The sequence below is a fragment of the Microcella putealis genome, from assembly GCF_004216575.1.
Classification (GTDB): Bacteria; Actinomycetota; Actinomycetes; order Actinomycetales; family Microbacteriaceae; genus Microcella; species Microcella putealis.
The window spans coordinates 287,841-314,508 of the sequence record NZ_SGWW01000001.1; the positions used below are offsets into that span (position 1 = coordinate 287,841).

Below are 26,668 nucleotides of genomic sequence, written 5' to 3' on the forward strand. Positions count from 1 at the left end.
CACCGGCAGCCGGGGGGCTGACGGAACACAGAACCCGGTCGGGGGACCGGGGTCACGGGGGAAGAAATGACAACGACGGCAGTTCGGGTGCCGGCCGGCTGGTACGCCGATCCGCTCAGTGCGGACGCGACCGGCCAGCCGACGCACCGTCGCTGGTGGGACGGCCAGGGCTGGTCTCACCACACGGCGCTGATGAGCGAGACGCCCGCCGAGCTGCGATCGGCCTGGAGCGCCAGCGCTCCGGAGAGCCCCGACGTATCGCCCGCGAGCGTCGAGGCCCTGCGCCTCAGCGCGAGCTACACGGCTATCGCCCGCCAGGAGGCGGCGAAGGTCGCCGAACAGATGCCTCTGCACGTGGGCAGCCCGGTCACCGGCACCGTCGGCGCCGTTGCGCCGGCTCGCACCGTCGCGCAGGCAGCGTCAGCCGAGCGGGCTCATGAGATCGGCGTCGTCGCCGATCTCGAAGCCCTGTGGAACGAGACGCCAAGCCGCCAGCACGGCCAGCACCGCGCGGAGCGCCCGACCATTCACACCGCCTCGCTGTGGCTGATCGCGACGATGCCGATCACCCAGCTCCTGCTGTTGCACTGGGTCCGCGACCTCGCCGCGACCACAGCAACCCCGCAGTACTCGATCCTGCTCGCTCTCGTCCTCCCGTTTGTGCTTTACGGGGCGCTCGCCAGTCAGGACGCCCGCCAGCTGTCGGCGGCCGGTCACCTCACGACCCCACCCTGGATTGTCGCCGTCATCATGCCTGCGGTGTACCTCGGAGCCCGCGGTCTTCACCTTCAGCGCACCGTGGGTGCGAACCCGTGGCCGGCGCTGCTCGTGTGGGGTCTGCTGCAGGGCATTGTGTTGACCGTCGCCGCCGTGATCGACCCCTTGTGGGTTCAGGGAGTCCTCGCCCTCATCGGCCTCTAGACCGGCGACGCGGCTGTCCCCCCTTTAGCCGCGCTTCCGCGGACCGCCGGTGGGAAGCGGGCCCGCGTTCCACCGGCGGTCCATTCTCGCCGCGTACCCTCGTGGGGTGACTTCTGACGATCACCCCCGCGGCGCAAGCCTGGAGGTGCTGCGCGCCGAAGCTGCCGACGAGCTGAGCACCGTCGTGCACGCCAGGGCCCGCGATGGCGAAGACCCGTGGGACTTCATGAGCGAGCTGCCGACCGTCGACGAGCTCGTCGTCTGGATGCTGCGTGCCGAACGCATCGAGGCTGACGGTGGCCGCCGCCCCTCCCCCGAAACCGACTACCGGATGCTGCGCCAGATCGCGCTGCGCTACCCGCCGCTCACGACCACCGTGTGGAGCATGATCGGCCGCATCGAGCGCCGCGCCAGCTAGCGGCTCGGCACGGGCTCGACCTCGGGCCTAGAGCCGGGTCAGGCCTGTCACCGTCAGCACGGCGACGCCCTCCTCGGCGCTCGCCATCAGGTCGACCGTCGCGTCAATGCCCCAGTCGTGGTGACCGGCCGGGTCGTCGATGACCTGCCGAACGCGCCAGCGGCCCCGCGCATCCTCGCCGTCGTCGGTAACCGGATGCTCGTCGATCGTGACGAGCGACACCGACCGGGCCGCCCCGTCAATGCCGATCGCGTCGTGCTCGGCGTAGTACGCGTCGAGCGCCTCGGGCCAGCCGGCGTCGGGGTCGAGGGCGACGAGTTCGTCGTCGGCCTCGCGCGCCGCCAGCTGCACGCGGCGGAAGAGTTCGTTGCGCACGAGCACCGTGAAGGCGCGGCGGTTTGTCGTGACGTCCGGCGGGGGCGGCGGCGTGACCGGTTCGGATGCGCGGGGCGCGCTGTCGAGGCCGCTCGCGGCCGCGGTCATCGCCTCCCATTCGTCTTGCAGGCTCGAGTCGACCTGGCGCACAAGTTCGCGCAGCCACTCGATGAGGTCGCCGAGCTCGTCGGTGATCGCCTCGGGCGGCACCGTTTGCCGCAGCGCCCGGTCGGCGTCGCTCAGGTAGCGCAGCAGCAGTCCCTCGCTGCGGGCGAGCTGGTACTGGCTCACGTATTCGGCGAAGGTGAGGGCCCGCTCGTACATGTCGCGCACGACCGACTTGGGGCGCAGCTCGACGTCGCGTATCCAGGGCTGCACGGCGGCGTAGCCCTCGAAGGCTTCGGTGAGCAGCTCGTCGAGCGGCTTCGGGTGCGTGACCTCCTCGAGGCGCTCCATGCGCTCGTCGTACTCGATACCGTCGGCCTTCATCTGCGCCACGGCCTCGCCGCGCGCACGGAACTGCTGCTGCGACAGCACGGCCCGCGGGTCGTCGAGCGTCGCCTCGATGACGCTCACCACGTCGAGCGCGTAGTGGCCGGTGCCGAGCAGGCCGTTGGCGGAGCCGGTGTCGTCGCGACGGAAGCCGACCGTGTCTGCCGGGTCGAGCATCCCAATCACCGACAGCGCGAAGGGGCTGAGCGGCTGATTCAGCGCGAAGTTCGGCTGCAGGTCGACCGTCAGCCGCACCTCGGGTGAGGCATCACCGACACGCACGATCTCGACGACGCCCGAGCGCACGAGCGTCTTCGCTATGCCGAGGGCGCGGAGCACCAGCTCGCGCTGGCGGTGCGGCGGCTCGTGATTCTCGGTGAGCAGAGCGCGGGTGCGGCCGACCACGTCGCCGCCGCGGGCGATCAAGTTGATGAGCATCGCGGCCGACACCTGCATGCGGCTCTCGAGCGGCTCGGGCTCGGCGGAAACGAGGCGCTCGAACGTCTTTTCCGTCCAGACGACGCTGCCGGCGGCCGGCGACTTCTTCGGCGACTTCTTGACCTTCTTGCCGCTCGCCCCCGCCTTCTGCGCCTTCGCATCGGCGATGGCGTTCTCGACGTCGTGCTCGGGAGCCTGCACAACCACGAAGCCCTCGTCGTCGTACCCGGCGCGGCCCGCGCGCCCCGCGATCTGGTGAAACTCACGGGCGGTCAGGTGACGCATCTTCTCGCCGTCGAACTTCGACAGGGCGGTAAGCAACACCGTGCGAATCGGCACGTTGATGCCCACCCCGAGCGTGTCGGTGCCGCAGATGACCTTCAAGAGGCCCTTCTGGGCGAGCACCTCGACGAGGCGGCGGTACTTCGGCAGCATGCCCGCGTGGTGCACCCCGATTCCCGAGCGCACCAGGCGACTGAGGGTCTGCCCGAACCCGGTGGTGAAGCGGAAGTCGCCGAGCTCGCGCGCGATCTCTTCACGCTGCTCACGAGTGATGACCTTGATGCTCGACAGGGCCTGCGCACGCTCCATGGCGGCGGCCTGACTGAAGTGCACGACGTAGACGGGCGCGCGGCGCTCTTCGAGCAGCGTCTCGACCGTCTCGTGCACCGGGGTGCGCACGTACTCATACGACAGCGGGATCGGCCGATCGGTGTGGGTCACCTCGCTGACCGGATGCCCGGTGCGCTTCTCGAGGTCGCTCGCGATCGCGCTCACGTCGCCGAGCGTCGCGCTCATCAGCAAAAACCGCGTCTCGGTGAGTTCCAGCAGCGGCACCTGCCACGCCCACCCGCGGTCGCTGTCGGCGTAGTAGTGGAACTCGTCCATCACAACGTGGCCGACATCGAGCTCAGTGCCCTGCCGCAGCGCCTGATTCGCGAGAATCTCGGCCGTGCAGCAGATGATGGGGGCGTCGCCGTTGACGGCGCTGTCGCCCGTCACCATGCCCACGTTCTCGGCGCCAAAGATGTCGACGAGTTGGAAGAACTTCTCGCTCACGAGCGCCTTGATGGGTGCCGTGTAGTAGCTGCGGCGGCCCTGCGCGAGGGCGACGGCGTGCGCGGCGACCGCGACGAGACTCTTGCCGCTTCCGGTCGGGGTGGCGAGCACGACGTGCGCGCCGGCGACGAGTTCGAAGATCGCCTCCTCCTGCGCCGGGTACAGCGGCCGTCCGGTCAACGCCGCCCAGTTCGCGATCGCGTCGAACGCGGCACCGGCCTCGTAGGGCGTGGGCATGGTCGACATCAGGGCAGGCACTCCCCCAGTCTGTCAGCGCGGCCGGTGAGTAGTTCCTGCTCATGGCGGGGCGCGGGGCGCCCCGCGCACGATGAGCGCATGACAGCACTTCTCTTCCCCCGCACCGCCCCCACTGCCCGCACCGTTCGCCGTCGCATCGGCGTCGCGGGCATTCTGCCCGTCGCCGCGCTCCTCGTGATCGCGGGATGCGCATCCCCCGAATCAACGTCGAATACCGATGACGACGCCCCGGCCACCGACACCTCGACCGACGTCGGCACGGGCGCCGGCGCGGGCGAGGACACCCCCGCCGAGGAGCCGGAAACCGAGGAGGGCGAGGCCGTGATCGAGGGGGCCGAGCTCGTCACCGACGACTTCGTGCTCGCCACGACGCTCGACGAGGCCGCCGAAATCGGCAACTGTCAGATCGCGTACGGCGTGCTCGACGCATCCGGGGTTGACATCACGATCGTGGACGACGACAGCACGATCGACTGCACGGCGCTCATCGAGGGCTAAGCGGTCGCCCGCGGTCGATGATCCTTCGACGCGCGCGGCTCGTCTCCTGTCAACCCCTTGGCGGGAGCCGCGCGAAGCGCGTTGTGTAGAGGCCATGAGCGACTACCGAAGCAACCAGACCGCGGCGGGCGAGGAGCCCACCGACATTCACGACGCATCAGAGCTGGCGGCGCGACAGCAGCAGGAGGCTGAGCGCACGCATGCCGAGAAGATTGCCGCGACAAATACCGCGGCCGGTGACACCGGCTCGGCGGACGCGGACGGCGACGCGACCGACCTCGAGGCCGTTCCGACCGCGGGCCGCGAGACGCTGGACGAGCCGAACGCTCCGCGCAACAACGACGACCGCACGCAACCGCTTGGCGCGCCGTCTGCGCCTGACGGTGACGAGCATCCGCACCGTGGCGACGACGAGACGAAGCGCACGTCCGACCGCTTGGGTGGCGGCCATGAGTGAGCGGCACGTCGACGAGGGCGAGCAGAACACGGGCGGCGACTACCGCGACGGAGTCTTGGGCGGCGGCTCGATCGGCGGCGCCATCGGTGCGGCGGCACAGGACGCGGCCACGGGGATCCCCACCCGCGAGGAGGACGAGGCGATTCGCGAGGAGACGGAGTACCGCGATGCTCAGACGACGGACGAGGTCGACGACGACGCGGATACGTCGGGCGACGGCCAGCAGCACGACTGAGCACGCGTAAGGCGTGCCAGCCGCGTCTCCGGTGACTCGCGGAACCTGCCCGCGAGTGTCCCTTACGACCCGGGCGCGTCGATCAGGAAGATCGGCAGGGCGCCCGGGTTGTGCGCGTGCACGATCGCGAGGAAGACGACGAGGTCGAACAGCAGGTGCACGATGATGACGTACGTCAGCGACTTCGTGCGGTGGAAGATCCAGCCCTGCAGCATCGCGAACGGGATCGTCATGAGCGGGCCCCAGGCCTGGTAGCCCAGCTCCCACAGGAAGCTCACGAAGATGATCGACTGCAGGATGTTCGCCACGAGTACCGGGAAGTGGCGCAGCAAGAGCACGTAACAGGTGCAGATAAAGAACAGCTCGTCCCAGATGCCGACCGCATTCACGCCCACGAACAGGCGCGCAACCTCGCTCGCCTCGTCGACCTTCGGCCAGTTCAGGTACGCGCCCGAGCTGATGAAGTAAAACGGCAGGATCAGCCAGCCGAGAAACGGCACGGCGAACAGGTACGACTTCTCCCACGGCTGCCACTTCTGGCCGCTGCGCCACGGGAATCGAATGACGCGCCGCTTCAGCACGACGCGATCGAGCACGAAGGGCACGGCCACCGCGAGGCTCAAGACGAAGCCGAGCAGGAAGAAGTTTGGCCACGAGATGTCGGCCTTCACGCTCACCGTGCTGACAACGATGAGGCCCGCAGCGATGATGCCGAGGTCGCGCATCAGCTCGCGGTCGACGACGAAGGCGACGATGAGCCCGATGACGAGCCACGGGTAACCGATGAGGCGATTCTCGAAGCCAAAGAGCGGTATCGCGCTCGTCGCGACAATGGCGGCGGGCAACAGTTTCATGCTGAGGGCGGGAAGCGAGCCCGTCGGGGCGATCGGGGCGGCGGCGGGCATGGCACCCATCGTCCCACCCCGCCGCTCGCACGTCGTCCTCCGCGAACGTATTCACGGGATCGAGCGTTGCTCGACCTCGTCCCCCATCCGGGGGATTCACGCGGGCGAGGCCCGACTTTAGACTGAGCCAACATTGCTCAGGGGGCTGGCCATGACAGAGGCGACACCGACAGCGGGGTGGTACGACGACCCCACCGACCCGCGGATGGCGCGCTGGTGGGACGGCACGTCGTGGTCCGACCATGTCCAACCGCACCCCACACCTCCCTCCGGCGAGGCGGCTGCCGACATACTCGACGCCACTCGGGGTCGCGAACCCGACGCTGCGCCGGGCTGGTACGTGGCCGACGGCGGTTCCGATACCCCGTCACGCCGTGCATCCGACGCCGTCATGCACGTTTCTGCCTCGAGCCCGTCGAGCGCGGTGGCACCATCCCTCGTCGCGACCGTAGCGCCCACCGAAGCGACCACCTTCGCACCCACCCCGGGTGCCCCGTTTACCAATCCCTTTGCGGCCGCGTCTACGGCGTCGGACGCGCCGCTGACACGCCGCGAGAAGAGGATGCGAGAGTCGGCCGAGTCTGCAACGTCGGCCGAGTCCGCGACGTCAGCAGAGTCTGCAACGTCGGCGGCGTCTCCGGCGTCAGCCGAATCGGTGCATTCCGTGCCATCGGCAGAGTCATTCCGACCCGCAACCTCAGCGCCGACAGCGACAACGCCAGCTGCGCCCGCAATCCCGGTCACCGCGACGGAGGAGCCCACGACGTTTATTCCTCGGGATCCGGCGCCGGGCGCGGGCGACCCGACGCCATTCGCTCCACCCATCTTCGCGCCGTACCGCGTGGGCGCTGATGCTGACGCGCCCCACGATCCGCCCGAGCCGACGCCTGGTGCTGACGCCGCGCCCGACCCGAAGATGTGGTCAACGTCGCGCTTCGCGCCCACCCCCGCCTCGGTCAGCGTTCCCGACGGGCCACGATTGGCGCCTCCCTTCAGCCGCTCGACGAGCGAGTCAGGGTCCGACTTCGCTCAGCCGGGCGCTCCCGGCTGGAATGCTCCCGGCTCCTTCGCGGTGCCGTCGTCGGCGGCTGAACTCGCCAGCGCAGATTACGCGCCCATGCAGCGCGGTGGAACGACCGCAACTCTTCGCGCAACGCGGTCAGGAACAATCGGTGGCTGGTTCGTCGCACTGACCCCCCTTCTCAGCGCTGCGGCCATTGTCGGACTCGTTTTCGCCGTTGAGTGGAGCCTGCGAACGGGGTCGCTTGCATCAGTGTGGGCCGATCCATTCACCTCCGCGATGGTCTTCGGTGGGACCGGTGTGATCCTTGCGCTCCTCATCATCATGGCGGTGGTGTCCGACCGCAGGCGCCTGGAATCGCTGGGTCACCGCACTCGCGCCTCCGGGTGGTGGATCCTGTTGGGTGCGCTGCCGTACTTGATTGCGCGAACCGTGCGAACACGCCGGGAGGCTGGCCGCGGGCAGGCTCCACTCGTTGTGCACCTCATCATTGGTGCACTCGTCGCGACAGGCCTGACCGTTGCGCCCTTCGTTCTTCCCCGCGAGGCGTCTGTCGCACAAATGCGCGCGGTCGAAGCAACGATCACCAACGACCTCACGGCTCAGGGACTTGAGCTGTCGGTCATCTGCCCAGACACGGCCGATGCTCGCGTCGGTTCCCGCTTCGTGTGCACGGCAAGCGATGAGTCGGGGGACATCGTCGGCCTCATCGACACCCGATGGTCGGGCATCGACGGCAGCGTGATCTACAGCCTCGACGCGGGTTCCCCCGGCGAGTGACCGGCCCGCTCACCGTCGTTGCCGTCGTCGCCTGCCCGGGTAACGGCGCGACGTCGCTGGCCGCGGAAATGTCGTTACGGGCAGCCCGGGATGCCTTGCCGAGTGGTGTGGAGTTCCCCACGGATGCGAGCTGGTTTGGAGCGTTTCCCGACTCCATCACGGTGCATCCCGAACTCGTCGAGTTGTCGGGAGGTGTCCGCGCCGACGACGGTCATACTGAGCCGGGGGAAGAATCGACTCCCCGCGTGCACGTTGCGCAGGCGGGCGACACACCGGCGGCCATGCGGCCGCGACCTTCGCAGTCTCGCCCGGTCGTGCGGGACCGGCTGCGACGTGTTGCTGACGACGCTCGCGAGCGCGGCACTCACACACTCGTCTTCGTCGTGCCCCAGAGCGCGTGGTCAGCAGATCCGAATGGACTGCGCCGCGAGCTCGCTCGCGTCGCCGACCACGTCACGATCGTGCTTGCAGCCGATGTGCTCGAGCGGGTGCTCGCGCGCGCTCTCGCTCGCGCCGCGCTCGAAGACGTGCGGCGCGGAAATCCGATGCGATCGCGGTCGGCCCGCACGGCCCTCGCCACGGGAAATTGGATCGCGACGATCGACTCGGCGGCCGCATACGACCGCTGGCTCGACCCGGAGTCTTCGGGGACTGTGCGCACCGTACTGGCGGTGTGTACCCCACCAACCGCGGCCGCCCTGCTCCGGATAATCGGACACACCAGCAGTTACGGGGACCCGGAGCCTGATCCTGCCAGCCCCGCTCTCGACGATACGACGAGAACGCCGCGAGTATCCCCACCGCCGTCGCGGTCTGAACTCGATCAGCTCGCGGAACTGCAGCGGCTCGCCAAGAACGCCCTCTTGCCCCGCACTCGCCGCGAGCGCCGCGCCGAGCTCGACCGCGCGCTCATCGCTGTCGGTCGCGCCGGGCTCGACGGTGCGAGCGCAGACGAGCCGTTCACTTTCACCGAAGCGGAACGGCACCTCATTCGTCGACGCCTGCCCCAAGCCTCTGAGTTCGGTGCGCAACCCTGGCGAGCGGACGACGCCCCTCACTAGCGTTGAGGCATGACTCCGTCGAGCGCGCGCACCGATGGCCACACCGCGATCGTCGTCGGCTCGGGGCCGAACGGCCTCGCCGGCGCCGTGTTGCTGGCGCGCGCCGGCCTGCGGGTGACGGTCTACGAGCAGTCCGACACGATCGGCGGCGGCGCCCGCACGGGTGAGCTGACGCTGCCGGGCTTTCGGCACGACCTGGGCAGCGCCGTGCATCCCCTCGCCGTCGCCTCCGGCTTCTTCCGCAAGTTCGAGCTGTCGAAGCGCATCGAGCTGATCACGCCCGAGATTTCGTACGCGCATCCGCTCGATGACCGACCCGCGGGCATCGCGTACCGCAGCCTCGACGACACGGCCGACCGCCTCGACGAGACGGGCGTCCCGCTGCCCGGCGGCGGTTTTGCCCGCGGCGATGGCAACGCGTGGCACGCCCTGTTCGCGCCGCTCGTCGAGCAGGCGCAGCGCGTGGCGCAGTTCACGGGGTCGCCACTGCTGCGCATCCCGGCGCATCCGCTGACCGCCGCGATGTTCGGCGTGCGCGCGCTTGAGCAGGGCACCCCGCTCTGGGATGCGCGCTGGCGCGACGCCGTCGCCCCCGCCCTGTTTGCGGGCGTGGCGGCGCACTCGGTGCGCCCGATGCCGAGCCTCGCCACGGCGGGCACCGCGCTGGCGTTGGCGACGGCCGCGCATGCGGGCGGCTGGCCGATTCCGCGCGGCGGTTCGCAGGCGATCGTGGATGCTCTGCTCGCCGACCTGCTCGCCCACGGCGGCGAGGTGGTCGCCTCGCACCCGGTGCGCTCGCTGTCGCAGCTGCCGCCCGCCGACATCGTCTTGCTTGATGTCGTGCCGCGCGCGTTCGTCGACATGGCGGGTGACTCGGTTCCGTCGTGGTTCCGGTCTCGGATGCTCGACTACCGTCACGGCGACGGCGTCGCGAAGGTCGATTTCGCGCTCTCGGGCCCGGTGCCGTGGCGCGACCCCGAGCTGCGCGGTGCCCCGACCCTGCACCTGGGGGGCACGCGCGACGAGATCGCGGCGACCGAGCGGGAGATTGCCTCGGGTCGGCACTCGGACAACCCGTATGTGCTCGTCTCGCAGCCGTCGGTCGTTGACGATTCGCGCGCCCCCGACGGTCAACACGTGCTCTGGACCTACACGCACGTGCCGCGCGGTTCGACGGTCGATCAGACCGAGGCGATCACGAGGCAGGTCGAGCGGTTCGCGCCGGGATTCCGCGACGTGATTCGCGCATCCGCCTCGCGAACGGCCGCCGAGATGGAGGGGCAGAACCCGAACTACGTCGGCGGCGACATCGCGATGGGTGCGGCGACGCTGTGGCAGTTGGCGGCGCGGCCGACGCTGTCGATTGACCCGTGGCGCACGCCGCTTCCCGGGGTGTATTTGTGCTCGTCGGCGACGCCGCCAGGGCCGGGCGTGCACGGGCTCGCCGGAGCGTACGCGGCCCGCAGCGCACTGAAGACCGTCTTCGGGATGTCGGCGCTGCCGCACCTCGGACTGACCGAGGGGAGCACCACCTGATGGCGACCACGACGCGACTGTTTCGCTGCCCGCCCGAGGCCGTCTTCGGGGTGCTCGCCGACGGCTGGACCTACCCCGTCTGGGTAGTGGGGGCCTCCCGCATGCGCCACGTCGACGAGGAGTGGCCGGAGCCGGGCTCGCGCATCGCGCACTCGGTCGGAATTTGGCCGGCGGTCATCGACGACGAGACGGTGGTCGTTGAATGGGACGCCCCCCGGCGGGCGCTGCTGCACGCGAAGGGCTGGCCGATCGGCGAGGCGCGGGTACTGCTGGAGGTGCGCCCGCACGCTGAGGGCTGCGTGGTGAGGATTCACGAGTGGCCCGTGAAGGGTCCGTTTCAGTTCGTGCCGAAGGCGCTGTTCGACCCACCCGTGCACTTTCGCAACCGTGAGGCACTGCGCCGGCTCGCGTACCTGGCCGAGGGGCAGTGGGAGAACCACGAGACCGAGGAGCGCTCGGAGCCTGAGGAGCGCGGCGCAAGCGAGTGAGTGCGGGCTGCGGGCCTGCGGCCAACGCGCAGGGGCGTGAGTGGTTTCCGCCGGTGGCGGCGATCGCGGCTCGGGCTGCCTACTCTGCTGTAGGAATCCCTACACCCGGGTAGCTGACGGCGGTGCGGCGCGGCACTCCCCCGCCGGTGCGGCCCAGTTCGCGCACGCGGGCGACGATGAGCTCGACGACCTGCGGGTGGGCGAGCACCCGAAAGTGCCCAACGAGGGGCAGCGGGATGCGCGTGGCTGCGGCGGGCGCAGAATCGCGGGGCACGTACTGATCGATGGCGCTGTCGATGGCGGTGATGCGCGCATCCACCGCGTTTTCGGCGGCGAGCAGGCCGATGACGGGGCGGCGGGGTTCGAATTCGCGCCACGCGCCGAGGCCGTAGCGGGCGAGTTCGCTGCCGCGCCACGGGGTGTTGACGGCGATGAGGTGGCCGACGCGGCGGCGGCCGGGGAGGTCGGCGTCGGGGGTCATGCGCGCGTCGTGCAGCATGACGTGCTTGCCGACAAGCCCGCCCTTTGAATGGGCGACGAGGATCGCGTCGGTGAGTCCGTGCGCGACGAGGTACTGGTAGACGAGCTTCGCGGTGGCGGGGATGGGGCGGCCGTTGAGGCCGATGTCGCCGATGACGTGCACAGGATGCCCGGCGGCGGCCAGCGCCCGGATGATGCGTTCGAGGTAGTGCCAGCTTTCGAAGATGCCGGGGAGGATGACGACGGGGCGGCCGCGGCTGCCGGGCGGGGTTCCTTCGCCGGGGAGCGGCGCGCGGCGGTGCACGGTGGCGGTGAGGCGGCGGCCAAGCACGTAGGCGTAGTCGGCGGCGATGCCCGCGACGACGCGTGGCAGCCCCGGGCGGCAGGGTCGGTCGCTGCGGGCGGGCATCCGTCCACGCTAGCGCGGTCGGCTGAGCGCGTTCGGGTGATCGCTCTCAGTCGATGAGTCGGAGGAACGCGCTGAGTTCGGCGAGCCCGTCGGCGGTGTGCGGCAGGTGGTCGGCGATGGCGGGCGAGTGCACGATGTGCGCGGCCCACTGCGCGCGCGAGATGGCGACGTTGAGCCGGTTGCGGTTGAGCAGGAAGTCGAGACCGCGGGGCGCATCAACGGCGCTGGACGCGGCGAGGCTGACGATCGCGATGACGGCTTCTTGGCCCTGGAACTTGTCGACGGTTCCGACGCGCGTCGCGGTGTAGCCGGCAGCGTCGAGGGCGTCGCGCACGGTCTGCACGTGCCCGTTATAGGGGGTGACGACAATGACGTCGGCGGCGGTGAGCGGGCGCGGGCGCGGGGCGTCGCCCCGCGCGACCCGACGATCAGTCGGGTCGGTCCACCCGAGCCCGACCACTGCGTCGACGAGTGCGACGACGGCCGCCGCCTCTTCGGTCGAGTCGGTGGCGTTTCCGTGGTGTTCGACGGCGTGGGCGTGGATGCCGGGGGCGAGACCGTCGAGGTGGCGCGTGGCGGCGCTCGGGTGGGCGTGCAGTTGCCCCTCGTATGAGAGCGCGCTGACGTGGCGTGCGAGGGCGGGATGCACGCGGCGCGTTTCGGCGAGGAAGTAGCCGTATTCGGCGGGCAGCACGTCGTGCCCGGCGGTGAGGTAGCCGAGCGCGGAGCCGTCAATGGGTTCGGGGTGCGTGCCCTGGCTGACTTGGGGCAGCTGCTGCGGGTCGCCGAGCAGCAGCAGGTTTCGGGAGCTGACGCTGGCGGCGATGGTGGCTGCGAGGGAGTATTGACCGGCTTCGTCGACGACGAGCAGGTCGAGGCTGTCGCGTTCGACTCGGGCGGGGTTGGCGAAGTCCCACGCGGTGCCGCCGATGACGTACCCTTCGGTCTTCGTGGCCGCCCAGGGGGCGAGTTGGTCGGCTTTGCCGAGAACTGTCCAGCGCGCTTCGGCGTAGTGGGCGGGGTCGGCGCCGTTCTTGGGGGCCTTGGCAACCTGGCGGCCGTCGAGCCCAGCCGAGACGACAGCGTCGAGCACGTGTTCGACGGTGGCGTGGCCTTGGGCGACGACGCCGACGCGCCAGCCGTCCTCGGCGACGAGGCGGGCGATGACGCGCGAGCCGAGGTAGGTCTTGCCCGTGCCGGGCGGGCCCTGCACGGCGAGGTAGCTGCGATCGAGGTGGAGCAGGCTCTGGGTGACGGCGGTGATGCGGTCGGGTTCGCCGTCGATGTCGACGACGGGCGCGAGCCCGCCCTCGACGACGACCCCGGGATCGCCGGGAGCGCTGTCACGCACGCGCGGTGAGCGGCGCAACAGCAGGTCGACGACGGCGTTGCGCGGGAGCTCGGGGTGGGCGGCGACGAGCGCGGCTCCCCACTCGTGGATGGCATCGACCTGCTTGCCAGCCTCGGGCGGTGGGGCGGGGGTTAGCGCGATGGGTAGGGCGTCGTATTCGGTGATGGGCTCGCCGGTGTGGGGGTCGGTGGCGAGCGTTTCGGTGACCACGATGTGGTCGTCGCCCACGGCCTCGAGCGTGATCTGGCGGGCGGGCCGTGTGAGCGGGTCGCGCGGGTTGAGCGGTAGCGGGCTGGGGTGCTCGTATGCGGCGTATGGCCCGGCACGGCCGCCGGGTGCGGGCCTGCTGCCGGGCGCCCATTCGCCGCCGAGCCGCAGCTGCCGGCGCAGGGTGCGCTGACGGCCGGCCTTGCCCCACTCGGTGAGCTGCACGCCGCGGTCGGGGTCGACGAGGAAGACGTCGCGGGTGTCGGCCCACTCATCCAGCGGGCTCGCGAGCCGATCGAAGTGCGCCCACCAGAAGGTCTTGCGTTCGCGGCGGTGGTAGTCGATGGCGGCAGCCGCGTAGGCGTAGAGCCGCTGCTCGGCGGTGCGGTCGGGCTCGAGAGCGACGCTGCCGTCGGGGTTCGCGGCGAGGCGGGTGAGCTCGTCGTGCAGCGGCGATGTCTCGACGACGCGGTCGTTTCCATCGCCGTCGATGTCGAGCTGGGGATCAGCCCCCGCGTCAGGGTCAGCGTCGACGTCTCCCCCTTGATCGACGCTGCCGTCGGGTCGCTGGGGTCGCTCTCCCCCGCCGCGCGGGTACGCGCGCAACCATTCTTCGAGCTTGCGCGTGCTGACGCAGTCGACCTCGTTGTACTTGCCGATTGCATCAAGGATCTGCTGCGCCTCGGCGTGCTCGCCCGCGAGGCGGAGTTCGCGGGCCCGAACGTATTCGGCGACGGAGTCGTCGCCCGCGCTCACGGCGGCGCCGAGGCGCGATTCGGGCCAGTACAGCGGTTCAAGTTTCTTGATCGAGTAGCTGGTGCTGCCGACCCGCAGGGCGCGCTTGACGACGGCGTAGAGGTCGACGAGCACGCCGTCGCGCAGCAACCGGTCGACGACGACTTCGCCGACGCCGTGTCGGGCGGCGAGGCTGCGCAGGTGGGTGCGCTCGTAGGGCGCGTAGTGGTAGATGTGCAGCTCGGGGTGGGCGGCGAGGCGCCGTTCGATCTCGTCGAGGAATGCGATGAGGGCGGCCCGCTCGTCGGCGAAGGTGTGCGCCCAGTACGGGGTGAAGGTGTCGTCGCGGTCGGTCACGCCGAAGAGGTAGTCGATGCCCCACCAGCCGGTGCCGTCTTCGGTGTAGAGCGGGTCGCCCTCGAAGTCGAAGTACAGGTCTCCGGGGCTCGGCGCGGGCAGGGCGTCGAGCGCCCTCGCGTCGATGAGTTCAACGGGCGGCACGGGGTCGCCCGCTGCCGCCCGCAGCTGCAGGGCCGCCTGCGCCCGCAACCCGTCGACCGTGCGCTGCGGGATACCGGCAACCGCCCCGGCGTGTGTCGCCAGGTCGGTCATGGTCGTGATGCCCGCTTCGGCGAGTTTCTGCCACTGCCCGCCCCGCAGCCCGTAGGTCCGCCACACGTCGTCGTGCTCGGCGATGGCGTCGGCGCACCACACGCATTTTCCGCAGTGTGCGAGGCTGGGGGCGCGCCAGGCGACCACGTTGCCGGCGGATGCGCGGTCGCGCAGGAGGGCGTGCATCCGTTCGCGTTGGCGGCGGTGAACCGGCGCAATGTCGGCGAGGCGGTGGATGCTGTACCGCCCGTCTCCGAGGATCAGCGCGGTTTCGTCGTCAACGGCTATGCCCAGCCGCGCGAGCTGTTCGGCGTATGCCGCGAGCTGCATGAGGGCGGTGACTTTGGCGCGACGCGCCAGCTTTGAGTCGAGCACGCGGTAGACGCCGTCGCCGCGGTGCTGCAGGAAGTCGGCGTAGCCGACGAAGCCGAGGCCGATTCCGGGGGCGACGTCGGGCCCGTGAGTGGGGTCGAAGAAGGTGGCCTGCACGACCATGTCGGTGCGGGAATGCAGCGCGTCGATCGTCGCACCCTGCGCGGTGAGCAGCCCGTCGATGCCGCGCGCGGGCCGGTCGATTTCGACGAGTGACCCCTCGGCACGGAAGGCGTCGATGAGTCGCGCCTCGTGCGCGTGCCCCATCTCGATCGTTCGCTGGTTCATGAGATCCAGCTCTTCGTCGAGTGCCTCAATGCGACCGAGCAGCGCGTCGACGCGGCGCCCGAAGCCGAACTCGCACTCGGCGGCGGCATTGAGGTCGCTGGCGGAGGTGACGAGCAGTCGCGAGCCGTCGGCACGATCGATCAGGTACATGCGCTCACGCTATCGGCGAGCACCGACGCGGTTACTCACGGCCGTCTCCGCCCGAGCCATTGCCACTCGCTCGCCGGAGAAACTCCCGAAGGTCAGGTACCTCGCACCGCCAAGACGCCTGATGCTGCAACAAGAAAAGTTTCGCGCCGCGACCCGGCCCGCCACGCACCACACCCCCCAAACTCGGGGAGGCGCGAAAAGTTTTCACCTCGTACTCTGAAGCAACGATCCACTTGTGAGGGACGCTCCGAAGAGAGAGCGAAAGAGGTTGATCGACACCTGGGGGGTGATATGAGCACGCCGGCCACGCGCGCCCTGCGCGCACTCGTCATTGGCGAATCACTGATCGACGTCATCATCGACGGCGAGCAGAAGAACGAGCGCCCGGGCGGCAGCCCCATGAACGTCGCCATCGGCCTCGCACGGCAGGGCGTCGACGTCGCCTTCGTCACCGACCTCGCCCGCGACCACCTCGCCGACCAGATCGAGCTGCGCCTCGTGAAGGAGGGCATCGACGTCTACTCGCCGCTGCGCTCCGGGCGCACGAGCGTCGCCATCGCCACCCTCAACGCCCACGGCGACGCCAGCTACCAATTCGACATCACCTGGAACCTCGAGCACTCCGACATGCCAGAGAACGGCCTCGCCGACTTCCTGCACTTCGGGTCTCTCGCCACGCGCATCCAGCCCGGAGCCGATCACGTCGACGCCCTCATCGACAAATTCCGGCCCAATGCGCTCGTCAGCTACGACCCCAACATCCGGCCACGGCTCGACCTCGACCGTGACGACGCTCGCGAACGGGTCGACCGGCACGCCGCCCTCGCAGACATCGTCAAGGCCAGCATCGACGACCTGCTGTACCTGCACCCCACGCACGGGCTCGCCGACGCCCGCCCTGACGACGCCATCGTCGATCGGATGCGCAATGCGGCCATCGACTGCTGGCTCGCGTCAGGCAGCGCCCTCGTCGCCATCACCGACGGCGAGAACGGCGTCACCCTCGCGACCGAGCATCACCGCGTGCACATCCCGGCGAACCCGGTCAGCGTCGTCGACACGGTCGGTGCCGGAGACGCCTACATGGCCGGCCTGATCAGCGGCATCGACGTGCTCGGGCTGCGCCGCCAAGCGCACCGCGATGACCTCGCCGCGCTCGACGTCTCGAGCCTGCGCCGCATCGGCTGCTGGGCACAGCGCACCGCAGAACTCACGATCGGCCGCGTCGGAGCCGAGCCGCCCACCTCGCTCGAACTGCTCGAGCAACGTGAGGGCGCTCCCCGCGTCGCCTAGGTCAGTTCAGCGGGCACGAACCACGGCGGGTAGACGACCACCTTCGCCCCGACGCCCGCCTCTGCGAGCAGCGCGCGCACCTCGGCGCGGCGCTTCTCGTTCGCGACGGCGACAAGCGCGACCGTGTCCAGCTCGACCTCGCCGGGCACAAGGGCCTCGGCCACCTCGAGTACGGCCGGATCCCCTGCGGCGCGCGCGAGCATCCGTCGCACCGTGTCGGGAGTCGACAGGGTCGTGACCATCGCCGCCGCGTCACCGTCGGTGACGACGAGGCGGTCCATCACCGAGGCAACCGGGATGCCCAACACGACGAAGTCGGTCACGGTCACCTCGCGCGCGCGGTCGCTCCAGGTCGGGCCAAGCGCACCCGACTGCACCTCGGCCCACCAGGTGGCCTGCGGGGTGAGCGAGAAGGCGACGCAGTCGGCGACGGCCGCGTCGCCCGTCGCCTGGGCGGTGCTGCGCAGTTCGTCGGTGATGTCGCTACCCAGCTTCACCGCGGGCTCGGCGGCCGACGACGGCTTAATCGCGCCGTCGCCCAGGATGCCCGCCAGGTTGTCGACGTGCGTCACGTGGAAGATGCGCTGCGGCAGGTTCAGCGAACGCGCGGCGGGCGTGCGCCCCTGTGCGTCGGGTTGCGGCGAGCGCAGCGACGCCGGCTTCGACATGCGACGCGGAGCGGCGGCCTTCTTCTCGGGCTCCGGCGCGGGGAAGCAGCTGGCGCACATCCCCGGTTCGAAGCCGTGAATGCACTCGTCCATACGCGTTACTCCCTCATCGTCGCCGGGCTTGTGGCCCGACTTTCTAGGCTACGCCACGCCCGCGCGTTGGCGGACCGCGCAAAACACTCACCCGGCGTGCTGAGGGCCAGAGTGCCCAGCAGACGCGCCTAGGCTCTGAACGTGGCGCTTTCCCTCGGCATCGACCTCGCGTGGGGTCTCGGCGCGACGAAGCCGCCCAACGAAACCGGGCTGTGTGCGCTCGACGCGAGCGGGCGCATCCTCGACGCCGGCTGGGCGCGCGGGCCGGCAGCGGTCGACGAATGGGTCGGGGCGGTGCTCGCCGAGTACCGGCCGAGCACGGGCGAAACCAACAGCACCGTCGTCATCGCGATCGACGCGCCCCTCATCGTGCCGAACGCGAGCGGCATGCGCGAGTGCGAACGCGAGGTCGCGCGCGGGTACGGACGCTGGAAGGTCGGCGCGAACGCCAGCAACCAGGCGCTCGCCAGCAAGGCAGGCGAGGTGCTGCTCGAGCTCCTCGAGCGGCGCGGGGTCGCGTACACCGACGGCACAGCGCCCGTCGCACCGGGCGGCGCGGTCGCCTTCGAGTGCTACCCGTACACGACCCTCGTCGGCTGCCCCGAGTTCGGCTATGACGTCGAACGCCCCCGGTACAAGCGCCTCAACACGACGATTCCCGGCGCCGAGGCCCGCGAACGCCGCGCCGCCGCCACCGACGACCTCATCCACCGCACCCTGCACCTGCGCGCCGCCGATCCACCCCTCGATCTCGCGAGCCACCCAGCCACCGCCGAGCTCGCCACCACGCCGACGCCCGTGCGTGGCGAGGCGGCCCGCAAGCACCGCGAAGACCTGCTCGACGCCGCCCTCTGCGCCTGGACGGCGGCCCTCTGGCACCGCCATGGCAGCGCCCGCACGCAGTCGCTCGGCACCCGTGACCCCGCCACCATCGACGTGGATGCCCGCGGTCGCGTCGCCGCCATCGTCGCGCCCTATCGAGGCGCCCAATTCCGCGGCGACGCGCCAGCAGTCCGCCACCCCGATCGGGGGATCGGCGAAAACTGAGGAATGCAATATCGTTCAGCCCATGACCGATCAGCAGCCCCCGAACACCCCCGGCGACGACACCCCCACTGACCCGCCGACGCCGCCCGCTCCCCCGGTGCCGCCCGAGCCCGCAGCGACACCGCCCGCGCCGCCGGCTCCGCCCGCCACGCCTGCTCCTCCGGCACCGCCTGCAGCACCGGAGGGCTCCGCACCCGCCGTGCCGCCCGCACCGCCCGGTGACGTCACCCCGCCGGCACCTCCGGCCGCGGGCTCGACGCCCGACTTCCCCGCCGGCGAGCCGGCACCGGCCGCACCGAACCCGTACGCGGCCTACGTCCCACCCGGCACGGCCACCGCATCGGCACCTGCACCCGGGCGCGGTCTCGCGATCGCCGCCCTGATCGTCGGCATTCTCGCCCTGCTGGGTTTTTGGATTCCGTTCGTCAACGTCATCTCGCTGGTCATGGCGATCGTCGGCCTGATTCTCGGCATCGTGGCGCTGCGCAAGTACCTGAGCGGCAAGGGGCTGCCACTGTCTGCCGTCATCGTCAACGCCGTCGCGCTGCTGCTGTCGGGCATCTTCGTCGCGCTCTACACGGTGGGGTTCCTGGCCGTGCTCAACTCGAGCACGCCGTTCCCGCCGAGCGGCTTCCCGCCCGCCACGATCGAGTCCGACGATCCGATCTTCGGCGACGGAGACGGCGACGCGGGGGGCGACGACCTCGGCCCGGGAAGCGTGGAAGACGTCATCTCCCTCCCCACCTCCGGCCCCGGCTCACTGGCTGAACCGCTGGCGATCGGCGAGACCGTGGTCATCACCGACGGCGGCGAAGGCCTGTGGGAGGTGGCCCTGTCGGCGGTCGAACTTGACGGCTCCGCGGCGGTCGCCGCCGCGAGCGACTCGAACGAGGCCCCTCCCGCCGGCTACCAGTACGGCGTGCTCACGCTGAGCATCACGAACATCAGCGGCGGCGAACTCGACCCGTGGTACGCCATTGAGGCTGGTTTTCAGCCGAGCGCCGACCGGTTCTCGTCGCAGTTCGACGTGAACGTTGTCGACCCGGCACCGTCGCTATTCGACGTTGGCATCATCGGCGACGGCGAGACGACCACCGCCAACACGGCCGTCCTCATCCCGAGTGAGGGCGCCGCAGATGGGGCGTGGATCATCTACAGCTACTGGGATCTCACCGGCTTCGCGTTCGAGGCGCAGTAAGCGCAACAGACGCACAGGCGCAACAGACGCACAGGCAAAGCGCGCGCTGCAAACGCACCACGCGCATCCGCCGCGATCAGACGCGCCTTACGCGTCGGGCCCGTCGCCTGCCTCTTCGGCAGCGCGGCGGGCCTCTTCTTCGCGGCGCGTCAGCTCGTGATCGACGCCGCGCAGCGACATGGCCAACGCGAGCACCCGCTCGTCGTCGACCTCGACCTTCGAGGCCTTGAAGCGTTCGCGCAGCAGCTCTTCCGCCGTGTGGCGGTGGCCCTGCGAGAGATCGAGGCGCACCTGGTCGACGATGCCGGCGACCTTCTGCCGCACCGAAGCATCCGACCAGCCCTTCATGACGGGCGAGTCTTGCGACGACACGGCCAGCACCCGCTCGCGGTGGGGGTTGGCGTACAGGTCGCTGCGCAACCCCTCGTTCGATAGGTCGAGCACCATTAGCGCGTCCCCTCTCCGACGGCATCGGCCGCCTTCTCTGCTTCTTCCGCCTCGAGCCGCTCGCGCGCGTGCCGCGCGTAGTCGACGGGGGCGAGTTCTTCGACGAGGGCGTCAATCTGCTCGTCGGTCAATTCGATGCGGGATGCCTTCAGGCGCTCCCGTAGCAGCTGGTCGGCTTCGAGGTGGTGACCGATCGAGAGGTCGTACTGCACCTGCTGCATGAGACCGTCAACCTTTTCGATGACGGTGGCGCTGACGGCGCCATCAAGAACGGGGCCCGCCGAAATGGGCGCGGTCGGCGGCGATGCCGAGGCGCTGCGCTCGTGCACGACCATGATTTCGCCGGTCGGGTCGTCGCTTGACCAATCGGTCGTGAACGCGTCGTCGCCGCTCGTGGTGCCTGCAGGGCCCTGTGCGGGCCGCTTCTTCGTCAGCCATGCCATGCCCGAAAGGGTGCGCGCGTTACCGGCGCGTGGGCTGGAGGTGACCCCGCGTGTTGCTGTCAGCCAGGTGGCAGAACGCTGTGTGCGCTACCCCTCGCCGGGGCCGGAACCGTCGACGTCTGGCGACCTCGGCGCGGAACCCGAACCCCAGTCGATGCCGCCGATGGTTCCGGGTATCGCGGTGCGACCCCGCGCGGCGACAACGGTCGTGCGTGCCGCCAGGAAGCGCGCGGTCAGCACCTCGGTGATCGCGTGCGGGGGCGTGTCACCGAGCGCCTCGCGCGTGACGGGAACCAGCGCCGCGATGCGCGTGAGCGTCTCGTCGAAGTAGTGCTGACGGAGGTTGTAGGCGTCCATGTGGTCGCGAATCACCATCGATCCGAGCGATGCGAAGGCGGCGAGCCCGGCGGGCAGCCACAGCACGTGCTCGCGCTGACCGGCCCACGCGTCGGGATACGCAAACGCGACTCCCCTCCAGTAGTGGAGGAACAGAGTCGCAAGAAGCTCACACCCGCGCTCAACCTTGTCGCGCGCGTGAGTGTGGGCCGAGTCGAACGTGGCCTGGGTGACGAGTTCAGCGGGAAGGCATCGCTCCTCGACATCCGCCGATTCGGCCAGCATGCGAGCGATTACGCCCCGAAAGGCTGCATAGGTGATCCGCTTGCTGCCGCCCGCCGTTTTCGGCGTTCGCGTCCCCGGCATTCCCCCCACGAGGCTTGCCGGCACATGAACGGTGTCGGCGAACGGCGAGCCCGACAGGATGAGCCGCTCGACAATCCACTCAAGCCGTCCATCGCGGTCACACAACGGATGCTCCACGCGAAAAACAGGCTCACCGGCGAATCGCGCGCCCGCCGGTGGCGCCTGGTCGATGAGCAACGGCCGCAACGCTACGCCTGACACGCTCGGTGTCACCGCGTCGACGACGGTGCCGTCACGGTCGATGTCAGCGTCGGCGGCAGGAGGCGAGCTCGGCGACGGGATCGATTCGTGCTTTCGGGTAAACAGTGAGGGCACGGAGGCTCCCATCGGGTTCTGTCGGGTTCGGGCGTGGCGCGGGCACGCCAGCGAGACGCGGGTACGTCACATGTTGGTACATCAAAGCGATGCGGGTGCATCGCTGGCGGTGGGTGATCGCCTGGGCAGAGCATGACACAGTCGGGGCGCCCGCCCCACCCCCGCAAAGTGGGGGCGACACCCGGGCTCAGTACACGTAACGGACGGCCTGCTGAATGCGGGTGCGCACCTCGAAGAGGTCGGTGCCGCCCACCCCGACGCCGGGCAGCCCCGAGCGAATCAGGTTGACGAGGCGCGAACGCTCGACGAGCATCCCCTGCGCTCCGCGGATCGATTTCAGCTCGGTGAGCGACGCGGGCGCGTGCTCGTCGTCAACGACGACGACAAGCGCCGAGAAACGCACCTTCGCCGCCCGGGCGATGACCTTTGCCCGCACCGACAGGTCGTGCAGAGGCCGCTCCCCCGGCTCGAGGCCCTCGCCGATGAGTTCGCCGCGCTTGACCTTCACCGGCGCACCCCAGTCTTCGCTCAGGACCGCCCAGAGCCCGGTCGGCCCGAGCACGATGTGGTCGATCTTGTCGAGCGGGCCTGAGCCCGCGAGCACGTCGTGCCAGAGGGTGAAGCCGATGCCGAGGCTGAACAGGGCTCCCGCGGTCTTCTCCTCGGCGACGGCGGCGGCCAAGAGGTGCCGAATCTCGCGCGGCGCGCTGCGCACGAGCTGCGCGTCGTACGGGTCGGGAATCTCGACGCCGCGCCCCACCCACTCGCGCATGACGTCGAGGTAGCGCTCGCGAAAGTATCCGCCCGGATGCCCATGGCTCGTCGCACTCGGACGGCTGTCGCCGCGAGAACGCGCGCCGCCTCCGGCCGAGTGCGCCCACGCGGCGCCGCCCCCACTGCCACTGTCGCTGCCGGTGTCGTAGGCCGCGCGGGCCGACGGCGTTCCGATGCGCTGCCATGCCTGCTGCACGCGGTCGAACTCGGCGCTCGAGCCGCCCGTGTCGGGGTGCGCCTCGCGCAGCCGCCGGCGGTACGCCTTCTTCAGCTCGTCATCGCTCGCAGTCGGCGCGACGCCGAGGACCTCGTACGGGTTCGACGCGAGGGGTGAGTCTGCCATGGCGGGAAAAGCCTACGCTTTGAGGGTGAGCATTCCCCCACCGGCAGCCAAGCGCATCCACGTCACCCGAACACACCACGGCGACACCGTCACCGACCACTACGAATGGATGCGCGACAAGACATCCGAGGACGTTCTCGCGCACCTGCGCGCCGAGAACGCGTACGCGGATGCGCGGATGGAGCACCTGGGGCCGCTGCGGGAGCAGATCGTGGCCGAGATTCGTTCGCGCACGCAGGAGACCGACATGGGGATCCCCGTACGCGAGGGCGACTGGTGGTACTACGGGCGCACCGTCGAGGGGCAGCAGTACGGCATCCAGTGCCGCGTGGCCGCGCGGCCCATCGACCCGGCCGACCCGACCGACCCCGTGGCGTGGACTCCGCCGGCGCCGCTGAAAGACCCCGCGCAGCCGCGCGAGGGCGAGCAGGTGATCCTCGACGCGAACGTCGAGGCCGAGGGGCACGACTTCTTCTCGCTCGGCACGTTCGACATTTCTGACGACGGGCGCCTCCTGCTGTTCGGCGTCGACACTGAGGGCGACGAGCGCTACACGCTGCGCATCCGCAACCTCGAGACCGGCGAGCAGCTGGCCGACGAAATTCGTGAGACGTCGTCTGGCGCGTTCTTTGACTCATCGGGCCGGTACGTCTTCTACTCGACCGTCGACGATTCGTGGCGCCCCGACACCGTGTGGCGGCACGAGGTCGGCACGGAGCCGGCCACCGACGTGCAGGTGTTTCACGAGCCCGACGACTCGTACTGGGTCGGGGCGGGGCGCACCCGCAGCGGGCGGTATCTCGTCATCGGCGCATCCTCATCGGTGACGAGCGAGACGCGCGTGCTCGACGCCTCCAACCCGACGGGCGAGTTTCAACTTCTCTGGCCGCGCGAGCAGGGCGTCGAGTACGACGCCGACCACGCGGTGATCGGCGGACGCGACTGGTGGCTCATCACGCACAACAAGAACGCCCCCGACTTCACCGTCGTCGCTGTGCCGGTGGATGACCCGCAGGCCAACCCCGTCACGGTGATTGCGCACGAGCCGGGGCGCCGCGTCGAGGGCGTCGACGCGTTCGCGCGGTTCCTCGTGTTCGACTACCGGAAGGACGGCCTGCCGAAGACCGCGGTCGCCCGCCTCGACGGCGGCGAGGGCCTCGACGGCCTGCGCTGGCAGCAGCTCACACCCCCGACCGCCGCGCGCGGCGAGGGCCTGTTGTCGATCGGCGCCTGCGGCAACCCCGAGTGGCGGCAGCCGACCCTGCGCATCGGCTACACGAGCTTCATCGAGCCCGCGACCGTCGCCTCCTACGATGTGGCGGCGGGCTTCTACACGATCCTGAAGCGGCAGCCGGTGCTCGGCGGGTACGCCTCGGCCGACTACGCCGAGAAGCGCGACTGGGCAACGGCGGCCGACGGCACACGGGTGCCGATCTCGCTCGTCTGGAAGCGCGGGCTCGTGCCCGCGCTCGACGGCCTCGCCCCCTCCGACGATGCCCGCCCCGAGCCCAGCCCCCCCGAGCTCAGCCCGCTCGAGCTGTACGGCTACGGCTCGTACGAGGCAAGCATGGACCCGGGCTTCTCGATCCCGCGTCTGTCGCTGCTCGACCGCGGCGTCGTGTTCGCCATCGCCCACGTGCGCGGCGGCGGCGAGCTCGGGCGCGACTGGTACGAGAAGGGCAAGTTCGGCCACAAGAAGAACACCTTCACCGACTTCATCGCGGCCGCACAGCACCTCGTCGACACCGGCGTCACGGCCCCCGACCGCATGGTCGCCGAGGGCGGCAGCGCGGGCGGCCTGCTGATGGGCGCCGTCGCGAACATGGCGCCCGAGTTGTTCGCCGGCATCCTTGCCGACGTGCCGTTCGTTGATCCGCTGACGAGCATCCTCGACCCGTCGCTGCCGCTCACGGTCATCGAGTGGGACGAGTGGGGCAACCCGCTCGACGACGCCGAGGCGTACCACTACATCAAGAGCTACGCGCCGTACGAGAACGTGACCGATCAGCGCTACCCGCGCATCCTCGCGGTGACGAGCCTGAACGACACGCGCGTGCTCTACGTCGAGCCGGCGAAGTGGGTGGCGCGACTGCGCGAGGTCGGGGCCGACGCGATTCTGCGCTGCGAGATGGAGGCCGGGCACGGCGGCGTGTCGGGCCGCTACTCGGCCTGGAACCAGCGCGCTATCGAACTCGCGTGGCTGCTCGACGTGCTGGGAAAGGCTGACGCGCTGGGGACGGCTGACGGTGATGGAGGGACTGACGCGACGCCCTGATCGCGGCGGCGCCCGTCGCCAACAGGGCAACAGCAAGAGCGCCCAGGATGCTCGCGGCGAGCGGGTCGGCGCCGGTCGGCGGCAGCTCGGGAGCAGCCGCGAACGCGGTGACGTCACCGGTGCCGTCTGCGACGAGCGGCGCATCGGCCGCCGTCACGGTGATCGGGATGCTCGCATCGCCCACCGTAATGACGTGCTCGCCGGGCGGCACCGTCGTCGGCACGAGCAGCGTGGCGCTGAACGCACCCCTGACGTCGGTGGTGGCGGTGCCGAGCAGCACCGGGTCAGAGTTAAGGATCACCGGGTAGTCGCGCTCGGGGTCGAAGCCTGAGCCCGTCAGGGTGAGCGAGGCGCCGGCCTGCACGCTCGTCGCGCCGAGCGCGATCGCCGGCGCGGGCGCATCGACGACATCAGGTTCGGGCACCGTGTAGGTGATAGACGCGAAGCCATCGCCCACGTTGTCGCGCAGCTCGACGACCTCGGCGCCGTCGACCAGGTAGCCAGAGCCACCGCCCCCACCACCACTCGCAAGCACGACCTGGACGACGTCGGCGGGTTCGCCACGGGTCGTGCCGGCGGCTTCGGCACCGTGCCCGCCGCCGTAGTAGCCCGATCCACCGCCTCCCAGGGTCGACAGCCCGGGAACCGCGCCGAGTCCGGGCCGAATGATCGACGCATCAACGCGGGCGGGGTTCACACCGGGCGGCACGCCGAGGCTCACGACCTGAACGTCCTCGAGCTCGAGATCGCCCGTAACGAACGAAATGGTGTCCGCACTCGCGCCGGGTGCTGTCGCGGTCGCGCCGAACCCGACGAAGGAGTAGCCCGGCGCCGGCTGCACGCTCGTGCCGTCCATCCCGTCGGCGCCCTCCGCCGCGAGCGAGAAGCCGCCCGCGCCACCCGGGCCACAGACGGCGAGAATTGCCGTGTCGATGCATCGGCTGCCGGCACCGCCACCACCGGCGACCGCGAGCACATCGGACGCCGACGCGAGAACCGACGCCCCGCCGCCCCGCATCGTTTCGGTGGCAAAAGTCGGTCCTCCGATGACGGCGCCGCTGCCAAACGTGCCCGCTGCGCCCACCAGAAGCGACAGCGCCGCACCAGGGTCGACGGGCACGGTCGCCGTGAGCCATCCGCCGGCACCGCCCGGCGACAGAGCCGGAGGAATCTCGTAGCTGGCGCCCGACCCGGCGGCCAATTCGACCGTGACCTCCGTGACGCCGGCAGGCACGACCCACTCGTACTCCTCGCCGTCGGCGCGGAAGGGAAACTCGACGGTGAGAGTATCGCCCGGGTTCGCGTAGACCCCGAAGTCATCGGAGCCGGGCAGGGCAAGCGCGGGTGTCGCGGCGAACGCGAGCGGCGCAAGAAGTGCGGTGAGGCCCACCGCGGCGCGACTGTGGGCGCGGCGGGTCGTCGGTGACATGGGTTCGACTCTATGCAGAGGCATCGACCGATTTCCACTGTTGCGTATCCCTCGACTATCGAGATCGACAGTCCTGGGTAAGGCTCACAACGGAA

General features: G+C 70.2%; 23 protein-coding genes and 1 pseudogene. 14 read left to right on the top strand and 10 right to left on the bottom strand.

From position 1 onward, the window contains the following. Positions 1-66 precede the first annotated feature (66 nt). Both EV141_RS01455 and EV141_RS01460 read left to right on the top strand, forming a co-directional pair. The gene (locus tag EV141_RS01455) at positions 67-921 is read left to right on the top strand and encodes a DUF2510 domain-containing protein (protein ID WP_130484195.1); all 855 of its coding nucleotides are present in this window, start codon (positions 67-69) and stop codon (positions 919-921) included. Between the two features lie 106 nt (positions 922-1,027). Next, complete coding sequence (locus tag EV141_RS01460; RefSeq protein ID WP_130484196.1) at positions 1,028-1,339, top strand: tryptophan synthase subunit alpha; 312 nt, start codon at positions 1,028-1,030, stop codon at positions 1,337-1,339. A gap of 27 nt (positions 1,340-1,366) precedes the next feature. On the opposite strand, the gene EV141_RS01465 is transcribed toward EV141_RS01460, so the two are convergent. After that, the gene (locus EV141_RS01465; RefSeq protein ID WP_130484830.1) at positions 1,367-3,949 is read right to left on the bottom strand and encodes a DEAD/DEAH box helicase; all 2,583 of its coding nucleotides are present in this window, start codon (positions 3,947-3,949) and stop codon (positions 1,367-1,369) included. 90 nt (positions 3,950-4,039) lie between these two features. On the opposite strand from EV141_RS01465, the gene EV141_RS01470 reads away from it, so the two are divergent. The 3 genes from EV141_RS01470 to EV141_RS01480 all read left to right on the top strand — a co-directional run bounded on the left by EV141_RS01470 (position 4,040) and on the right by EV141_RS01480 (position 5,151). Beyond that, positions 4,040-4,459 carry a hypothetical protein gene (locus EV141_RS01470; RefSeq protein ID WP_130484197.1) on the top strand — a complete coding sequence of 140 codons (420 nt, stop codon included), beginning with the start codon at positions 4,040-4,042 and terminating at the stop codon, positions 4,457-4,459. Positions 4,460-4,553: 94 nt separating this feature from the next. Next, the gene (locus EV141_RS01475; protein ID WP_130484198.1) at positions 4,554-4,916 is read left to right on the top strand and encodes a hypothetical protein; all 363 of its coding nucleotides are present in this window, start codon (positions 4,554-4,556) and stop codon (positions 4,914-4,916) included. Then, on the top strand, positions 4,909-5,151 hold the full coding sequence (locus EV141_RS01480; RefSeq protein WP_130484199.1) for a hypothetical protein: 243 nt from the start codon (positions 4,909-4,911) through the stop codon (positions 5,149-5,151). Before EV141_RS01475 ends, EV141_RS01480 begins: the two co-directional genes overlap by 8 nt. 62 nt (positions 5,152-5,213) lie before the next feature. On the opposite strand, the gene EV141_RS01485 is transcribed toward EV141_RS01480, so the two are convergent. After that, positions 5,214-6,056, bottom strand: a complete 843-nt coding sequence (locus EV141_RS01485; RefSeq protein ID WP_130484200.1) for a CPBP family intramembrane glutamic endopeptidase — start codon at positions 6,054-6,056, stop codon at positions 5,214-5,216. A 151-nt stretch (positions 6,057-6,207) separates the two neighbouring features. On the opposite strand from EV141_RS01485, the pseudogene EV141_RS12475 reads away from it, so the two are divergent. The 5 genes and pseudogenes from EV141_RS12475 to EV141_RS01505 all read left to right on the top strand — a co-directional run. Beyond that, positions 6,208-6,315, top strand: a pseudogene (locus EV141_RS12475) (DUF2510 domain-containing protein); the annotation flags it as partial. Between the two features lie 582 nt (positions 6,316-6,897). Continuing rightward, positions 6,898-7,857 (top strand): hypothetical protein, encoded by a 960-nt coding sequence (locus tag EV141_RS12390; protein WP_241969059.1) that lies wholly within the window; start codon positions 6,898-6,900, stop codon positions 7,855-7,857. After that, a complete protein-coding gene (locus EV141_RS01495) occupies positions 7,854-8,918 on the top strand; it encodes a hypothetical protein (protein ID WP_130484202.1) in 1,065 nt (354 codons plus the stop codon). The genes EV141_RS12390 and EV141_RS01495 overlap by 4 nt, the downstream gene beginning before the upstream one ends. 9 nt (positions 8,919-8,927) lie before the next feature. Then, positions 8,928-10,454 carry a phytoene desaturase family protein gene (locus EV141_RS01500; RefSeq protein WP_130484203.1) on the top strand — a complete coding sequence of 509 codons (1,527 nt, stop codon included), beginning with the start codon at positions 8,928-8,930 and terminating at the stop codon, positions 10,452-10,454. After that, positions 10,454-10,942: an SRPBCC family protein gene (locus tag EV141_RS01505; RefSeq protein WP_130484204.1), complete on the top strand. Its 489-nt coding sequence runs from the start codon at positions 10,454-10,456 to the stop codon at positions 10,940-10,942. Before EV141_RS01500 ends, EV141_RS01505 begins: the two co-directional genes overlap by 1 nt. Before the next feature lie 79 nt (positions 10,943-11,021). Here the strand turns inward: EV141_RS01505 and EV141_RS01510 are convergent, their stop codons facing one another. After that, the gene (locus EV141_RS01510; protein ID WP_130484205.1) at positions 11,022-11,831 is read right to left on the bottom strand and encodes an esterase/lipase family protein; all 810 of its coding nucleotides are present in this window, start codon (positions 11,829-11,831) and stop codon (positions 11,022-11,024) included. Positions 11,832-11,877: 46 nt separating this feature from the next. Further along, a complete protein-coding gene (locus EV141_RS01515; RefSeq protein ID WP_130484206.1) occupies positions 11,878-15,546 on the bottom strand; it encodes a TM0106 family RecB-like putative nuclease in 3,669 nt (1,222 codons plus the stop codon). Positions 15,547-15,837: 291 nt separating this feature from the next. Here EV141_RS01515 and EV141_RS01520 point away from each other — a divergent pair, with 291 nt between their 5' ends. Beyond that, positions 15,838-16,839, top strand: coding sequence for a carbohydrate kinase family protein (locus tag EV141_RS01520; protein WP_130484207.1), 1,002 nt, complete (start codon positions 15,838-15,840; stop codon positions 16,837-16,839). On the opposite strand, the gene EV141_RS01525 is transcribed toward EV141_RS01520, so the two are convergent. Continuing rightward, positions 16,836-17,600: a DarT ssDNA thymidine ADP-ribosyltransferase family protein gene (locus EV141_RS01525; protein ID WP_130484208.1), complete on the bottom strand. Its 765-nt coding sequence runs from the start codon at positions 17,598-17,600 to the stop codon at positions 16,836-16,838. The two genes, EV141_RS01520 and EV141_RS01525, sit on opposite strands and share 4 nt — an antisense overlap. Positions 17,601-17,741: 141 nt before the next feature. Here EV141_RS01525 and EV141_RS01530 point away from each other — a divergent pair, with 141 nt between their 5' ends. Then, the gene (locus EV141_RS01530; RefSeq protein WP_198675485.1) at positions 17,742-18,647 is read left to right on the top strand and encodes a DUF429 domain-containing protein; all 906 of its coding nucleotides are present in this window, start codon (positions 17,742-17,744) and stop codon (positions 18,645-18,647) included. A 22-nt stretch (positions 18,648-18,669) separates the two neighbouring features. After that, positions 18,670-19,845: a DUF4190 domain-containing protein gene (locus tag EV141_RS01535; RefSeq protein WP_130484210.1), complete on the top strand. Its 1,176-nt coding sequence runs from the start codon at positions 18,670-18,672 to the stop codon at positions 19,843-19,845. Between the two features lie 87 nt (positions 19,846-19,932). Here EV141_RS01535 and EV141_RS01540 read toward each other — a convergent pair whose 3' ends face one another. The 4 genes from EV141_RS01540 to EV141_RS01555 form a co-directional block, all read right to left on the bottom strand. Further along, complete coding sequence (locus tag EV141_RS01540; protein WP_130484211.1) at positions 19,933-20,292, bottom strand: hypothetical protein; 360 nt, start codon at positions 20,290-20,292, stop codon at positions 19,933-19,935. Beyond that, on the bottom strand, positions 20,292-20,735 hold the full coding sequence (locus tag EV141_RS01545) for a hypothetical protein (protein ID WP_130484212.1): 444 nt from the start codon (positions 20,733-20,735) through the stop codon (positions 20,292-20,294). Before EV141_RS01545 ends, EV141_RS01540 begins: the two co-directional genes overlap by 1 nt. A gap of 87 nt (positions 20,736-20,822) precedes the next feature. Next, positions 20,823-21,752, bottom strand: coding sequence for a hypothetical protein (locus EV141_RS01550; protein ID WP_130484213.1), 930 nt, complete (start codon positions 21,750-21,752; stop codon positions 20,823-20,825). A 187-nt stretch (positions 21,753-21,939) separates the two neighbouring features. Continuing rightward, positions 21,940-22,869, bottom strand: coding sequence for a J domain-containing protein (locus tag EV141_RS01555; protein WP_130484214.1), 930 nt, complete (start codon positions 22,867-22,869; stop codon positions 21,940-21,942). A 31-nt stretch (positions 22,870-22,900) separates the two neighbouring features. Between EV141_RS01555 and EV141_RS01560 the strand changes: the two genes are divergently transcribed. After that, complete coding sequence (locus tag EV141_RS01560) at positions 22,901-25,144, top strand: S9 family peptidase (RefSeq protein ID WP_375880258.1); 2,244 nt, start codon at positions 22,901-22,903, stop codon at positions 25,142-25,144. On the opposite strand, the gene EV141_RS01565 is transcribed toward EV141_RS01560, so the two are convergent. Then, positions 25,053-26,573: a hypothetical protein gene (locus tag EV141_RS01565; protein WP_130484216.1), complete on the bottom strand. Its 1,521-nt coding sequence runs from the start codon at positions 26,571-26,573 to the stop codon at positions 25,053-25,055. The genes EV141_RS01560 and EV141_RS01565 overlap by 92 nt on opposite strands. Between the last annotated feature and the right edge of the window lie 95 nt (positions 26,574-26,668).